Genomic DNA, 15204 nt, shown 5'->3' with positions numbered 1-15204 from the left:
ATGAAAAAAATTGGAATTAGTTTATGCTTGGGATTGTTTGTTATTTCATGTGGAAATGACACGCAGAAAGTAGAATCAGTAGGAACAGTTGATGTAGTTGAAATTCCTTTTACCAAAGAAGGAGAATTGGAATTCATCAATGCAAATGGCGAGGCTTTTCATAAAATAAACATTGAAATTGCAGAAACAAACAATGAACGTGCAAGAGGATTAATGGATCGTTCTTCAATGGAAGATGGCAATGGTATGTTATTCATTTTTGGAGACGATGAAGTTCGCAAACATACCTTTTATATGAAAAACACACGAATTCCATTAGACATCATGTATTTTTCGGCCGATTCAACTTTGATCAACATTGCTCGAAATGCTCAACCTGGAGCAGATTCAGAAATGAGCCCCGGAGGAACAGTAGCGGCAGCGAAAGAAAATTCGAAATTTGTAGTTGAGATCAACGGTGGTTTATCGGAAAAGCTGGGAATGGTTGAAGGAGAGACCAAAATCCGTTGGACAAGAAACTAATTTTGTATATTTAAACTAACTTAATTTATTTTAATATGGGAATGATCAAAGAATTCAAAGAATTTGCTTTTAAGGGCAATGTAATTGACTTAGCAGTCGGTGTCATCATCGGTGCTGCATTTGGTAAAATTGTATCTTCATTAGTAGATGATGTGATTACGCCTTTGTTATTGAATCCAGCATTGAAAGCTGCGGGAGCAGAAGATATTGCGAAATTATCATGGAACGGTGTTGCATACGGAAACTTTTTATCGGCTGTGATAAGTTTCCTATGTATTGCAATGGTATTATTTTGGTTGATAAAAGGAGCAAATAAAATCAATAAAAAACCAGAAGAAGCGCCAGCAGGTCCTTCAAACGAAGAAGTATTATTGACTGAAATTCGCGACTTATTAAAAAATAAATAATTTTTAAATAATTCATACAATTGAAAAGCCGGATTTACTCCGGCTTTTTTTTTGTGTTTTATTCTTAGAAATTTCGAATTGAATCTTTCCAAGTAAAGTGCAAATTGAACCCTATCTATGGTTCAAAATCTCAACGATTGCAAGGGTTTCAGTAAGATCACTGTTTTCATAACAATCCTTCTTCAATCATAACTAAACTAGTAGAATAAAAACTTGCTTAAAATAAAAAAGAGGCACAATTGGCGCCTCTTTTTTGTTTTATGTTTGGAATAATTATTCAGAATATTCTACTCCTTGGATTGGGTCACCGTAAGGTTTGAAAACAACACGACGATTTTCCAAGTTTTTCCAAGCTGGACAGTTGGTGTGAGGATCACATTCTTTATGTTTCAAGTCTGATTCCCCTTTTCCAACAGCAATTAACTGATCAGCAGAAATTCCTTTGTTTACTAAGTAACGTACAACAGCAGCTGCTCTTCTTTCAGAAAGACCTTGGTTGTATTGAACAGAACCAGCAGCATCTGTATGACCTTCTACATAGAATTTGTAGGTAGGATGAGCTTGTAAGATGTTAAAGGCAGCATCTAATTTAGGGTAAGATACCTCTCTGATGGTTGCTTTGTCATAGTCAAATTCAATTCCTTGAATAACCCCTGTTAAATTATCAGCGATAGATCCGATACTAACTTCCACGATTGGAGTAGGACATCCGTTATTTGTTGGAGGACCAGGAATAGTAGGACATTCATCAACTGAATCATAAACACCATCATTATCAGTATCCAATGGACAACCTGCTCCGTCTACACGGATTCCTTCAGGAGTTCCTGGACATTTGTCATATAAGTTACAAACACCATCATTGTCATCATCTGCACAAGGAATGTTTTCAGAAACAGGCGTAGAAGAAATAGAGGTCAAAGGATCATGCCATTGCAAAGATTCTTTGTGACGACCAATTTTGTAATGAACACCCAATGATAAAGTAATCATGTTGTCATCACGACCTTCTTCAATGTCAGCCAATGTCCATACTCCTGGTTTTGGATCACCTGAACCATCAAATTCCTCATCCCCAGTCATTACATACATACTACGTAATTCTAAGTCAAATCTTTGGCTCATTTTGTAACGTAAACCTAAACCAGCTTGTGCGTAGAAAGATTTGTCATTCAATGAAATATCACTAACAGTATTCCACTCATTATAAGAAGTAGGATTGTTGTGATAAACGTATCTAGCCTTTCTTTCGTTTTTATAGGCTAATAAACCCGCACCTGCGTATGCATGTAATGCCCATCTGTAAGGAGAATCATTGTCGATTCTTCTAAAAAGATTGCTCAAATTTAAATCTCCCAATAAACTGATACCGTAGTATTCTGTTTTGGCATCCCAAGCATTGGTGTAATTGACTTGTGTGCCTTCACCATATTGACGCGTGTTTCCGTATTGTCCCATTAAGGAAATCCCAAATGCATGGGTAACTTCTTTTGTTACATGAAATTGAACGTCATATCCAGGTAAAAATTTACCATCTCCCCAAGTTACAAGATCTGTGTTTTGAAGAGCATTGGTACCGGCAAACAAAGCAATGTGCCAATCGTTAAATTGTTTAACGTCGTTTGTGAATTTTGTCGTATTAGGTTTCGTTGTCATCTGGTTCTCAGTCTCTTGTGAAAAAGCCACATTGAAAGACAGGAACGCTAAAGAGAGTAAGCATATTTTTCTCATAGATTATTGTTTGGGTAGGTTATTACTTTTAACAATTATAAATATTTGGGCAAATTTAATAAAATTATGGGATTAAATAGTAATTCAACATCTTTTTTATAAAATCTCTTGTTTTTATTTGTTCATGAGGAATTTTAAGTCTAGAAGATTTGTACGTCAAATCATTATAGAAAATTATGTCAATGTCAATGATTCGATCCTGGTAATTTTGATCTGTGGGGAGATATTTTCTACCCATTTGTTTTTCAATGACTTTGATTTTATCCAATAATTGTATTGGCGAAAGGGAGGTTTTAACAGTCAATAATTGATTTAAAAATAAATTATCTGAATCAAAATCAACGGGTTCAGTTTCCGTGATTTCAGATTCTTTGATTTGTGCTCCAATCTGCAGTTCAATCTGCATTTTTGCATCTTCTAAATTCTTTTTTTTATTATTTAGGTTGGTACCTAGTAACAAAATGACTTCATTGATCGACATATTGCAAAGTAATATAATTCACAGTGTAAATGAAAAAGTTTTTTGGAAATGTTTTGGCCGTCATTTTAGGCAATTTATTGACTTTTATTTTTATTGGTTTAGTTCTTGGTGCGTTCGCAATGTTTTCTTTGGCTGAAGGTTTATTTCAAGATAATGGACCGAAGAATGGGTCTGTTTTAGAAATTACCTTTAATAGTCCCATAAAAGAAAGTACGATGGAGAATGAATCCTCTCTTTTTGGGCCTGCGCCAGGTTCAGAAGTTTATTTCAGAGATATCATTCAGTCCATTCAAGCTGCAAAAGAAGATGATAAAATCAAAGGGATTAGTTTAAAGGTCAATAGTTTTATGGGAGGATTTTCCCAATTGTCTGATGTTCGAAATGCTTTACTCGATTTTAAAAAATCTGGAAAATTCATCTACGCTTACTCTCATAATTCGGATCAAGGTGGATATGCCATTAATTCCGTAGCGGATTCAATTTTCCAAAATCCTTTGGGCATGGTGTTGGTTCAGGGATTAAGTGCTGAAGTTATGTTTTACAAAAACCTGGGTGAAAAATATGGTATCGATTTTCAAGTGATTCGTCATGGGGCTTATAAATCGGCAGTTGAACCCTATATGAGAGAAGATTTATCTCCCGAAAATAGAGAGCAATTAACGGAATTGTTAAATGAAATATGGAATAATTTGGCTAGTGATATTGCGCAATCAAGAAAAATTTCACCTGAAGCTTTTAAAATATCGGTAGATAGTTTGCATAGTTTTAATCCTCAAAAAGCTTTGGCTAACAAATTTGTCGATAAGATTGTTCATGAAGGGGAATATGATCAAATGATTGCCGATAAATTAGGTTTGGAAATAAATGAGAAGAAATCTTTTTATGATGAATTGAAAAAATACTCCATCAGCTTGGAAAAATATGCCAACCAAATAAAACCTCAAACAGGAAGAGATCAAATTGCGGTTGTATATGCTTCAGGAACCATCATGCCAGGTGAAAGTTTTTCTGGAATTCAGTCAGAAGTATACAAAAAAACAATTCGAGATCTTCAAGAAAATGACAAAGTAAAGGCAGTTGTTTTGCGTGTGAATTCTCCTGGTGGAAGTGCTGATGCTTCGGAAGAAATTTTATATGAACTAAGACAATTACGCAAATTAAAACCAATTATTGTTTCTTTTGGAGATGTTGCTGCTTCAGGCGGATATTATATTGCAATGGAGGCTGACGAAATTTATACAAGCCCTAATACCATCACGGGATCAATTGGAGTTTTGGGTATGATTCCTAGTGTTAAAAAGCTAATCAACAATGTTGGGCTTACCACCGATTATGTGAAAACCAATGAGAATTCTGAGTTTCTTAGAACAATATTCACACCGATGTCCAATACGCAAATGGAAGTGATGACAGAAATGACCGAGTCTGTTTACAAACAATTCGTAAACCATGTTGCCAATGCACGCAAGATGAGTTTTGAAGAAGTAGATGCAGTGGGTGGAGGTAGAGTATGGACTGGTAATCAAGCAAAGAAAATTGGATTGGTTGATCAAATCGGAACTTTGGAGGACGCTATTTTGGCAGCAGCGAAACGTGCTGAATTAGACAAATACGCGGTAACGAGTCATCCGTATAGAAAAGGGGGATTTGAAGAATTTATGGAGCAATTCCAAGGGGTAAAAGCTGAAGCAATTATCAAAGAAGAAATTGGTGCGGAAAACTATTCGATTTACCAAGATTTAAAAGCCATGAAAGAAACCAAAGGAATTCAATTGAGAATGCCTTACGATATTAAATTTCTTTAAGAAATGGTTTAGATTAAATTGATAAGATAGATTTTATATAATAAAAAAGGAGTGATGATTCACTCCTTTTTTATTGGGTATATTTTTCATGCCCTACAAAGATGGCATTTCCATATCCATTTCCCCTGCTTCTTGACGCTCTTGTTTTCTTGCGTCACGCTTGGATTGGTTGAATCGATAGGTAAATGTCAAATTGAAAGATCGTACATTCCAACGATTGGTGCTTTCCATATAGAAATCTTCTCCAAAAGACGTGAATTCCATTCTTCTTGTATCAAATAAGTCACGTACACTTGCTGTAATGGTCGCATTGTCGTTGAATAAATCTTTGTTGATTGACAAATCCACTCCATAAACTCCTTTTCGTTCTCTTTGTGCAGTTTTCATTCCTCCACGGTAATTAGCCGAAACTTGAACGTTGAAATTCGCTGGTAAATTAAAGGTGTTATTCAAACGACCAAACCAACTAAATCCATCTCCATCAAAATTGGTTGTTCTTGTGATAACATCTCCCGATTCATTGGTGTAGGTATCCACATGTTGACCTTCTGTTTTATATCCGAAAACATTAACATTCCCCATAAAGTTCCACCATTTAAATGGACGATAGGTAAAGGTTAAATCACCACCGTATCTTTCTTCTGTTCCAACATTAATTGGTCGAGTAACCAAAACTCCGGCTTCGTTGATAGATTGGTAACGTTGGATGTTGTCTTGAGTGTTGGAATAGTAAACATTTGGTGTTACCATAAATTTTCCAATTTTCGCTACATAGGATAATTCATATGAATCTGTATATTGCGGATTCAAATTTGGATTTCCCATAAACAAGCTTCTGTTGTTGGAATACGATGTGAAAGGAATTAAATCCCAACCTCTTGGACGTCTTACACGACGGCTATAACTAGCTTGCAATTGATTTTCATTTTCAAATTCATAATTCAAGAATAAACTTGGGAAGAAATCCACATAATTTTTACGTGTAACGCTATTGTTTAGGATTGATTTCACGGTAATATCTGAATTTTCCATACGCAATCCTGCGAAATAAGAGAAACGTCCGAAACCTTGACCAAACTGAGCGTAGGCAGCATATACATTTTGTCTATAGTCGGTTCTGTTGGAAAATAAATCTTTAGAAACCCATTCTGAACCAGCTAAACTATCAACTTTGAAGTCCGTAAGAGTTCCTTCCATTTCACCTCTTGCACCCAATTCAAATCTTCCTTTATCTCCAAACGGATATACATAATCCGCTGAAATGATTACTCTGTTTTGGTATTCAGCGCTCAAAGAACGTTCTGTAGCATCTACAAATTCTCCAACTTCTCGTAGTCTTCCATCTTCAGATTCTTCTGAATAGGTTGCGCGTAAATCAACTGTGAATTGATGACCTGGATCTAAAAAGTCATGTTTGAAATTAAAGGTTCCTTCTAAACTATAATCATCTTCTTTTTCATCTTCGGTACGCAATGAACTTGCAAAAGGATTCATATTGAAATCATAATCGGTATAACGAACCTCGGCTAAATTTTCATTTTTCCCATTTCGGTAGCTACCAGAAACGGAAAAAGTATTACGATCATCTAAGAAATATTCGGTCCCCAACATGAAATTGTATCCATTGTTGATACGTTTTCCTTCATTGTTCATGTCCTCATATCGAGGAATTCCGTCTGAATTATATCGGGTCGTAAATGATTTGCTTTCACGATCACGTTCTGCGTAACGATATCCTAAATTGGTAAATAAATTCCATTTTCCAGTACGGTAGTTCAAATTAGCTGAAGCTCCCGCTGTCAAAGGAATACCTCCATTCACATTTATAGAACCGTTGAAACCTTGCAATTTACCTTTTTTCAAAATGATGTTGATGATACCCGCTCCACCTTCTGCTTCAAAACGAGCAGATGGGTTGGTCACTACCTCAATTCGATCTACCACATCGGCAGGTAAACTTTGTAAAGCTTGTGCAGGATCTGAAATTCCTACCAGAGAAGAAGGTTTTCCATCAATTAAGATTCGAACACTTTCATTTCCTCTTAAACTCACATTTCCTTCGCCATCAACTTCAACAGATGGAACATTTTGCAAGGCATCTGAAACAGAACTTCCTTTAGCCATCGCATCTTTAGAAAGGTCATAAACTTTTTTGTCAAGTTCCATTCTATACATGCTTGTATTTCCTGTAATTGTCGCTCCTTCCAAGGTTACGACTGAAGTTTCTTCCATTTTGATTACGCCCAAATCTACATGTCCATTGACAGATAAAGGTGCTTCATAGTGCGTTCCTGAGAATGTTTCGATGTATATCAAATATTCTCCTGCAACAACATCTACATTGAATGTTCCTGTGGCATCAGTTATACCACCCGAAATTTCATTGTAGGTGTCTGGATTTTGAATTGAAATGGTTGAATACTCCAATGGTTGATTGGACTTGTCGGTTACTCTTCCTTTGACAGAGAAACTCTGTGAATAGGCAAATAGACCTACCAATAGGACGGCAATGCTTAAATACTTTTTGGCTAACATTTGTCTTAAAAATTATTTATCAATAAAAATGCCTTCAAATTAATTGAGAAGGCATTAGGTTGTTATAGAAATCCTGAAAATTATTTGGATTTTAAAGCCGCGTTAGAACGCTTTAATTCCTCTTTTTTCAATTCATATTCTTCATTTAATTTTATTTGCTCTGGTGTCAAAATACCTTTGATTTCTTTATCTCTACGTTCATTGATAGATTGGAAATCTTTTGCAGTACCTGTACCACGAATTTTTTGCTTTTCAGCTGAATACTTTTCAGTAATCGATTTGAATTGTGCAATTTGCTTGTCTGTTAACTTCAAAGCTTCACTCCACTCATCAAAATTATTTTTCTTTTCCACTACTTGTGTAGCTTCAGCAGAAACCGCTTTTTGTTGAGCATTTGATACTCCTGCAAAAGCTAAAAATGCCGCAAAGAAGAAGATTTTTCTCATAATGTTAATTTTAGTTGTTTTTTTATTCCAATTTTTAAGCCAAATGTAGCTACGAATATAATAAAATATTGTTAAACTATTAATATGCTTTGGCAAAAAGAACTTTGAATTTCGCAGGTTTTCCTGAATAAAAATCAACTTTATCTTCTAAATCTACCTCTCCAAAAGGAATGCAACGTATCGTCGCTTTGGTTTCTTGCTTTATTTTTTCCTCTGTTTCAGAATCTCCATCCCAATACGCAGAAATAAATCCACCTTTATTTTCCAAGATGTCTTTGAACTGTTCGTAAGTTTCGACTTCTGTTGTATGCTCTGATCTGTGGTTCAATGCTTTTTGGAAAATGCTTTCTTGAATTTCGTCAAGTTTTTGCTCAATTGTATCGGCCAAACCTTCAATTTTTTCGAAAGATTTCGTCAAAGTATCGCGACGAGCCATTTCCACTTGTCCATTTTCTAAATCTCTTGGTCCAATGGCAATTCGGATTGGAACTCCTTTCAATTCGTATTCGTTAAATTTCCATCCTGGTTTTACATTGTCATCATCATCAAATTTGACCGAAATATCTTTTGCTTTTAAATCTTGAACCAATTTTTCAGCTACTTCAGAAATGGCTGCTTTTTGAGCGTCATCTCTGTGAATTGGAACGATCACCACCTGAATCGGAGCCAATTTTGGAGGTAAAACCAATCCGTTGTCATCACTATGTGTCATGATCAACGCTCCGATTAAACGAGTGGAAACTCCCCAAGAAGTTGCCCATACATAGTCCAAAGTTCCTTCTTTGGAAGCAAATTTCACATCAAAAGCTTTGGCAAAATTTTGACCTAAAAAGTGAGAAGTACCAGCTTGCAATGCTTTACCATCTTGCATCAACGCTTCGATACAAAGTGTTTCTTCTGCTCCTGCAAATCGTTCATTTGGAGTTTTCATTCCTTTTACCACTGGAATTCCCATGAAACCTTCTATGAAATCAGAATAAACATCCAACATTTTCGTTGTTTCTTCCCAAGCTTCTTCTCTGGTAGCATGAGCAGTATGTCCTTCTTGCCATAAAAATTCGGCCGTACGTAAAAACAAACGCGTTCTCATTTCCCAACGAACTACATTGGCCCATTGGTTAATCAAAATCGGTAAGTCTCTATAGGATTGAATCCAGTTTTTATAAGTACTCCAAATAATCGCTTCCGAGGTAGGTCTTACGACTAATTCTTCTTCCAATTTCGCTTCTGGGTCGACCATTAATTTCCCTTCTTTGTTAGGGTCATTTTTCAATCGATAGTGGGTGACAACAGCACATTCTTTGGCAAATCCCTCTGCGTTTTTTTCTTCTGCTTCAAATAAGCTTTTGGGTACAAAAAGTGGGAAATAAGCATTTTGGTGACCTGTTTCTTTGAACATACGATCCAATTCTGCTTGCATTTTTTCCCAAATGGCATAACCATAAGGTTTGATTACCATGCAGCCTCTAACTTTGGAGTTTTCTGCCATACCCGTTTGGGTGACTAATTCATTGTACCACTTTGAATAATCTTCGCTTCTGGAGGTTAATTTCGCCATTTTAAATTTTAACTATTTGCAAGTTTAACATAATATATATTGGCATAGTAATTGCCAATTATTAATTAATTCCTAATTTTAGGGTTTCAATCTTAAATTAGGTTGCAAATTTAAAGAATACTATAATTGTAAAATGATAAAAATGAGCAAAGTTTACATCTATCCTCAAAAAATCTTCCAATATGTGGTTTTAGTTGCTATTGGATTGGGAGTAACCTCTTGTGCATCAACTCAAACTACGGCTGCCGCAAGTGGAGAAACTGATGGGGTTTATTATAGCCCATCCAAAGATGGTCAAGTTGAGTCTGTTGCTTCAAGTTCTACTGAGTCCTATGATATCCAAGTGGGAAGTCCTTATTTTGATGGAAATGGAAATGGGGCAGAAGAATTCTACTATGATGTTCAACCTTCTGAAACAGCTCAAACCAATGTAAATGTTTATACAGGTGGGAGTAATGTCTATGTTACACCAGGTGGTGGAACTGATTGGGGAAGATACGACGGAATTGATATAACGGTCAACAACTACGGTTGGAATGATCCTTTCTGGGGAATTGGGTACAACTCTTGGTATTGGGGTTATCCAAGATTCAGAGGATTCTACAGCTTTGGTTGGGGCTGGGGTGGATATTACAATAACTGGTACAATCCTTATTGGGGTTGGGGAGGTTATTATAACAACTGGTACAGCCCATACTATGGAGGTTGGGGTGGATATTATGGATATGCTCCACATTACCATTACCCAGGTTACTATGGATATTACAACAGAGGTACAGCAGTTCGTTCAGGGTATAGACCAGGTTCTTCTTTGGCTTATGCTGGAGGAAGTCCATATAGAGAAGGAATTAGAAGGACATCTAATATGACAGGTTTCAATCAAAATCCAGTAAGGCAAACCAGAACTAGCACACTTAACAATACTGGTGTTAGACCTGTAAGACAAACGGTTGGGAATACTAACCAAACAGGGACTATTAGAAATTCGGAAGGAAATGTTCGTAATACTCGTCCAGAGACAAATACAATTGGAAATACATCGAATTCTCAAGTAAGACCAGTTCGTACAACTCGTCCAGAGAATGTTCGTCCAAATACACCTACGAGAACGGAACAAAATTCAAATATCCGAAATAACTCAAATTCGAATATTCGTACAAATTCAGGACAACAACCTACAAGGAATTCGAACATAAGATCCAATGATTCTTATTCGCCTTCTCGAAATACTTCTCCATCGATTCGTTCAAACTCATCGCCTGCTCCAAGCAGATCTATGGGTACATCGAGTGGTGGGTCACGTAGCGGAGGTAGTTCAAGAAGATAAAAATTTCAAAGGCCAGCATTTATTTCGCTGGCTTTTCTCAATAGATTAAATCAATAAATTTCAATGAAAAAAATTGTTATAGGAGTTATTTGTTTGGCAGGATTTGTTCAGGCGCAAACAGTTCAAGATTTAAATTCTTTATCGGCTTATTCCAATGAAATAAATGCAGGGAGTGCAAGATATCTTGGTATGGGTGGTTCCATGGGGGCATTGGGAGGAGATATTTCTTCAATTGAACAAAACCCTGCGGGTTTGGCCGTAGCCATCGCATCTGATGTGAATGTGACAGTAGGATTGAATACGTATAATAATCAAGCAAAATTTGGGAATACCTACGAAACGAAAGATAATAATCTCATGTTTCAAAATGTTGGGGCAACTTTTGTATTTAAACCCAATGCCGGAAACTGGAATCGTTTTTCAGTCGGAATTAAATATTCTCAAGAAAATTTAGATAACTGGATTCGTTTGGGAAGAAATGAAAACATCAGAACTTCTTTGGTTGATTCGATTGGTACAACCAACTATACGATGAACGGATACCAAGACCAAGTTGTTGGATTCAAAACCAAGATGTCTTTGAATTTTGGTGCAACGTATAATGAACGTTTGTTTTTAGGTTTGGGATTGAACATGCACGAAACCCAGTACGATAATTATATTGTGTTTGATGAAGACACAAATGGACAAAACTATCGCTACGATTTAAATGGTAGTCCCTATTCAGCAATTGGAACGGGAGTTTCTGTTAGTGCTGGGGTGATTGGAAAAATCAACGATAATGTTCGATTAGGTTTGGCCTACCATAGTCCCGTTTGGTACGGAAATATTGAAGAAAATTACTATGCAGATTTAGAAGTGAGCGAAAACAATTACGTTTACGATTTATGGTATTCTCAATATGACCGAAATTCGAATGGTCGTTTGGTAGCAAGTGCTGGTTTTGTTTTGGCGAAATCCTTGGCTTTGAATCTTGATTATACGTTGAACATGAATTCATCGACCAAATTGAAACCATCTGGAAATTTCAATACCGTAAATTCCTTTTTGGAAGATAATTACAAATCGAGTTCAGAAGTTCGTGTAGGTGGTGAATATCGCTTGGATAAATTTAGACTTAGAGCCGGATACAACTACGTTCAAAGTCCTTTTGATGAATTGTCATTGGCTGCCGATATGGGGAATGGTCAAGCGGGAACTTATAATTTTGATAATGCAATTCGTGGCGATATTAACCGCTTTAGTGTTGGAGCTGGATATGATTTCGGTGGATTCTATTTGGATGCGGCTTATCAATTCCAAAATCAAAAATACAGTTATGTATTTGGTAATGGAGAATACGTAGATTATGATGCAGGAGATGTTTATCTAGCAACGATTCCTTTGCATGCAGATCATAATTTTGTTTCAGAAATTGAAAATAAAAGAGGATTGTTTTTGTTAACCGCAGGTTGGCAGTTCTAATTCTTCCAAATGATAGAAATAAAAATGGTGACCTTTTGGATCACCATTTTTTTATGCTTGAATTTTATTTTAATTCGAATAATTCGGAGCTTCTTTGGTAATGACCACATCATGCGGATGACTTTCATTCAATCCTGCATTGGTTATTTTCACAAACTTTCCATTCTTAATCAATGAATCGATATCTGGAGTTCCACAATATCCCATCCCAGCGCGTAAACCACCACAAAGTTGATACACAACTTCAGACAAAGAACCTTTGTAAGGTACTCGACCTTCGATTCCTTCTGGAACCAATTTGTTGGCATCTGTTTGGAAATAGCGGTCTTTGCTTCCGCGTTTCATTGCTGACAAAGAACCCATTCCTTGATAGGTTTTGAACTTTCTTCCTTGGTAAATTACTTCTTCACCTGGAGCTTCATTGGTTCCAGCAAATAAACTTCCGATCATCACAGCTGAAGCTCCCGACGCAATTGCTTTTACAATGTCACCCGATAATTTAATTCCACCATCGGCAATGATGGAAACTCCTTTTGTGTTGGCATATTCGTATACATCGTAAATAGCCGAAAGTTGAGGTACTCCAACACCTGCAACGACACGAGTAGTACAAATAGACCCTGGTCCAACACCCACTTTTAAAACATTGGCTCCGGCATCAATCAAATCTTTTGCTGCCCAACCTGTTACGATATTTCCTCCGACAATGTCCAAGTTTGGAAAAGCATTGCGAACTTCACGAACTTTATCAATTACACCTTTTGAATGTCCGTGCGCAGAGTCCAACGCGATAATGTCTACACCTTTGTTGACCAAAGCTTGAACTCGATCCATCGTTTCAGCGCCTACACCAACACCCGCTCCTACGCGAAGTCTTCCTTGGCTATCTTTACAAGCATTGGGGAATTCGGTTAAGTTGTCAATGTCTTTGATGGTGATTAAGCCAATCAATTTATAGGTTTCATCGACAATAGGTAATTTTTCAACTCTATTGCGAAGCAAAATATCTTTGGCTTTATGTAAATCTGTGTCGATATCAGACGTGATCAAATTTTCTTTGGTCATCACATCTTCCACTTTTAAATCCAAATTTGTTTGGTATTTGATATCTCGATTGGTGATAATACCTACCAAAGTTTTATCCTCTTCAATAACAGGTAAACCCGAAATTCGGTATTTACGCATCAATTCTTCTGCATCTTGTAAAGTATGGTGACGAGAAAGCGTGATTGGGTCTGTAATCATTCCGCTTTCGGAACGTTTTACACTGTCCACTTCAGAAGATTGTTCTTCAATGGACATGTTTTTATGAATGAACGATAGTCCACCTTCGCGCGCCAAAGCAATGGCTAATTTGGATTCAGAAACAGTATCCATAGCAGCAGAAACCAAAGGAATGTTCAACTGAATGCTTTCAGTCAATTTGGTTTTTAAGGAAACTTGATTGGGTAAAATTTCTGAATAAGAAGGGACTAAAAGGACGTCGTCAAACGTGATTGCGTCTTGTATAATTTTGTCTGATAAAGGCATCGCTTTTTGCCAAGCAAATTTATGAAATTATTTTGGAATAATTTAAGTCAATAGAAATTGAATGATTTTTTTTTAACATGTCCATTTCTAAAAACGAGGGTTTACCCTCTAAAATCGCTTTTGTACAGGTTCTAATTTTGTCAAAATAATTGAAATGATGAACCGATATAAAATTACATTTGTTCTGTTATTCTTGTTTGCAATCCTAAGTTGTAAAGATGCCAATGCTCAAAAATATACTTACCAATTTTCTGAAAAAGCTGAAAAAAATATTTCAGGTGATGTTGTAATCCTACCTTTTGGAAATAGCTATCCTGTAAAAGTGGGAGAGCTTTCCGGAGGGAAATTGACGATGGATTTAGAAAATGTTCAATCAGATGTTTCCAGACAGATCATAGATGATCACACGACGAATATAGTGGAACAAACACCATTTTCTTGTGAAGATTATGATGATAGCTTGCCGAAATCAGAAGTGGCTCTTGCGGGCTCATTTGTGGTATTGGCAAAAGACGGGCTTATGATCGCAGAATTATTTGCTGTAACAGATAAAAGTCTGAAAGATTGGTTTATTTCGGGTGGGCATGAATCGCCTGTTAAATCTTCATTTTACGAAATGATGTATTCTGATTTTGATGTAGTCATTCAAGATCATTGCCAAAATTATTCAGAAAACGGTCAAAAAATCATTCAAAATCATCAAATGGATTTGGATTTAAAGAAGGGATTCAATCGTATTGAATTCAGAATAGAAGAAGTAGGGAAATCTGAAAATGGTGATTTTGATATTCCAGTTAAAACGATGGTAACCAATAAAAAAATGGACTGGAAAAATGTGAAATGGGTGTTGAATCCAATCGAAGGACACTAATAATTTAAACTATATAAAATATGAAACTAAATCAATTTTTTACAATGCTTTTATTCGCAGGACTTTTTTTTACTATTTCCTGTAGTAGTGATGATGATAATCCTGAAAACGAAACAGATACTTCCGGTAGTTTTACGGCCAAAGTAGATGGAGGAACTTTTGTAGGGGCAGATTCAAAAGCAACTTTAACCAGCGATTATATGGTCATTTTAAGTGAGGGACAAGACGGAAGACTTCTAACCGTTACGGCAAGTCTGTTTAGTGGAGTCGGCACTTATGAAATCATAAAAGTGGACGGAATTGACTTGGGGAGCGCATTTTATCAAAGCGGAATGGGCAGTGTTTGGGTTGCACCTATGTCGGAAAACGTACAAGAAGGCGTACTGAACGTTTCTAAATATTCCGGCGGAAAAATAAGTGGAACTTTCTCGTTTACCGGAACGAATCCGGTAGACGGAACAACAAAGTTAATCAGCGAAGGAAAATTTGAAGACATAAATTCCTATGTGCTTCAATAATAATTATTT

Annotated in this window: 13 protein-coding genes; 7 read left to right on the top strand and 6 right to left on the bottom strand. The window is 36.4% G+C overall.

Features of this window, described 5'->3' with window-relative positions; translation table 11 throughout:
* Together ABID46_RS02255 and mscL are read left to right on the top strand one after the other, a co-directional pair.
* Positions 1-522, top strand: a complete 522-nt coding sequence (locus ABID46_RS02255; protein ID WP_354506595.1) for a DUF192 domain-containing protein — start codon at positions 1-3, stop codon at positions 520-522.
* Positions 523-557: 35 nt separating this feature from the next.
* Positions 558-929, top strand: a complete 372-nt coding sequence (mscL, locus tag ABID46_RS02250) for a large conductance mechanosensitive channel protein MscL (protein ID WP_354506592.1) — start codon at positions 558-560, stop codon at positions 927-929.
* A 273-nt stretch (positions 930-1202) separates the two neighbouring features.
* Here the strand turns inward: mscL and ABID46_RS02245 are convergent, their stop codons facing one another.
* Positions 1203-2585 (bottom strand): OmpA family protein, encoded by a 1383-nt coding sequence (locus ABID46_RS02245; protein ID WP_354506589.1) that lies wholly within the window; start codon positions 2583-2585, stop codon positions 1203-1205.
* A 139-nt stretch (positions 2586-2724) separates the two neighbouring features.
* A complete protein-coding gene (folK, locus tag ABID46_RS02240) occupies positions 2725-3141 on the bottom strand; it encodes a 2-amino-4-hydroxy-6-hydroxymethyldihydropteridine diphosphokinase (protein ID WP_354506586.1) in 417 nt (138 codons plus the stop codon).
* Positions 3142-3170: 29 nt separating this feature from the next.
* On the opposite strand from folK, the gene sppA reads away from it, so the two are divergent.
* Entirely contained in the window at positions 3171-4946 is a 1776-nt protein-coding gene (gene sppA / locus ABID46_RS02235) for a signal peptide peptidase SppA (RefSeq protein ID WP_354506583.1), read from the top strand.
* A 93-nt stretch (positions 4947-5039) separates the two neighbouring features.
* Here sppA and ABID46_RS02230 read toward each other — a convergent pair whose 3' ends face one another.
* From ABID46_RS02230 to proS, 3 genes are all read right to left on the bottom strand, one after another.
* A complete protein-coding gene (locus ABID46_RS02230) occupies positions 5040-7481 on the bottom strand; it encodes a TonB-dependent receptor domain-containing protein (protein ID WP_354506580.1) in 2442 nt (813 codons plus the stop codon).
* An 80-nt stretch (positions 7482-7561) separates the two neighbouring features.
* Positions 7562-8023, bottom strand: a complete 462-nt coding sequence (locus ABID46_RS02225; RefSeq protein ID WP_354506577.1) for a hypothetical protein — start codon at positions 8021-8023, stop codon at positions 7562-7564.
* Positions 8007-9485, bottom strand: coding sequence for a proline--tRNA ligase (proS, locus tag ABID46_RS02220; protein ID WP_354506574.1), 1479 nt, complete (start codon positions 9483-9485; stop codon positions 8007-8009). The genes ABID46_RS02225 and proS overlap by 17 nt, the downstream gene beginning before the upstream one ends.
* A gap of 142 nt (positions 9486-9627) precedes the next feature.
* Between proS and ABID46_RS02215 the strand changes: the two genes are divergently transcribed.
* Together ABID46_RS02215 and ABID46_RS02210 are read left to right on the top strand one after the other, a co-directional pair.
* Positions 9628-10812 (top strand): hypothetical protein, encoded by a 1185-nt coding sequence (locus tag ABID46_RS02215; protein ID WP_354506571.1) that lies wholly within the window; start codon positions 9628-9630, stop codon positions 10810-10812.
* Positions 10813-10875: 63 nt separating this feature from the next.
* A complete protein-coding gene (locus ABID46_RS02210) occupies positions 10876-12276 on the top strand; it encodes an OmpP1/FadL family transporter (RefSeq protein ID WP_354506569.1) in 1401 nt (466 codons plus the stop codon).
* Between the two features lie 69 nt (positions 12277-12345).
* On the opposite strand, the gene guaB is transcribed toward ABID46_RS02210, so the two are convergent.
* Complete coding sequence (guaB, locus tag ABID46_RS02205) at positions 12346-13806, bottom strand: IMP dehydrogenase (protein WP_354506566.1); 1461 nt, start codon at positions 13804-13806, stop codon at positions 12346-12348.
* 154 nt (positions 13807-13960) lie between these two features.
* Here guaB and ABID46_RS02200 point away from each other — a divergent pair, with 154 nt between their 5' ends.
* Both ABID46_RS02200 and ABID46_RS02195 read left to right on the top strand, forming a co-directional pair.
* Positions 13961-14677, top strand: a complete 717-nt coding sequence (locus ABID46_RS02200) for a hypothetical protein (RefSeq protein ID WP_354506564.1) — start codon at positions 13961-13963, stop codon at positions 14675-14677.
* A gap of 44 nt (positions 14678-14721) precedes the next feature.
* The gene (locus tag ABID46_RS02195; protein ID WP_354506562.1) at positions 14722-15195 is read left to right on the top strand and encodes a DUF6252 domain-containing protein; all 474 of its coding nucleotides are present in this window, start codon (positions 14722-14724) and stop codon (positions 15193-15195) included.
* The last annotated feature ends 9 nt before the right edge of the window (positions 15196-15204 follow it).

The organism is Moheibacter stercoris, from assembly GCF_040545805.1.
Classification (GTDB): Bacteria; Bacteroidota; Bacteroidia; order Flavobacteriales; family Weeksellaceae; genus Moheibacter; species Moheibacter stercoris.
Note: the sequence above shows the minus strand (reverse complement) of the source record. Positions and strands in the feature narration are given on the sequence as shown.

What these genes read in the sequence shown, in the direction of transcription:
- ABID46_RS02255 (WP_354506595.1), top strand. Translation starts at nt 1, where the DNA reads ATGAAAAAAATTGGAATTAGTTTATGCTTGGGATTGTTTGTTATTTCA.
- mscL (WP_354506592.1), top strand. Translation starts at nt 558, where the DNA reads ATGGGAATGATCAAAGAATTCAAAGAATTTGCTTTTAAGGGCAATGTA.
- ABID46_RS02245 (WP_354506589.1), bottom strand. Translation starts at nt 2,585, where the DNA reads ATGACAACGAAACCTAATACGACAAAATTCACAAACGACGTTAAACAA.
- folK (WP_354506586.1), bottom strand. Translation starts at nt 3,141, where the DNA reads ATGTCGATCAATGAAGTCATTTTGTTACTAGGTACCAACCTAAATAAT.
- sppA (WP_354506583.1), top strand. Translation starts at nt 3,171, where the DNA reads ATGAAAAAGTTTTTTGGAAATGTTTTGGCCGTCATTTTAGGCAATTTA.
- ABID46_RS02230 (WP_354506580.1), bottom strand. Translation starts at nt 7,481, where the DNA reads ATGTTAGCCAAAAAGTATTTAAGCATTGCCGTCCTATTGGTAGGTCTA.
- proS (WP_354506574.1), bottom strand. Translation starts at nt 9,485, where the DNA reads ATGGCGAAATTAACCTCCAGAAGCGAAGATTATTCAAAGTGGTACAAT.
- ABID46_RS02215 (WP_354506571.1), top strand. Translation starts at nt 9,628, where the DNA reads ATGAGCAAAGTTTACATCTATCCTCAAAAAATCTTCCAATATGTGGTT.
- ABID46_RS02210 (WP_354506569.1), top strand. Translation starts at nt 10,876, where the DNA reads ATGAAAAAAATTGTTATAGGAGTTATTTGTTTGGCAGGATTTGTTCAG.
- guaB (WP_354506566.1), bottom strand. Translation starts at nt 13,806, where the DNA reads ATGCCTTTATCAGACAAAATTATACAAGACGCAATCACGTTTGACGAC.
- ABID46_RS02200 (WP_354506564.1), top strand. Translation starts at nt 13,961, where the DNA reads ATGATGAACCGATATAAAATTACATTTGTTCTGTTATTCTTGTTTGCA.
- ABID46_RS02195 (WP_354506562.1), top strand. Translation starts at nt 14,722, where the DNA reads ATGCTTTTATTCGCAGGACTTTTTTTTACTATTTCCTGTAGTAGTGAT.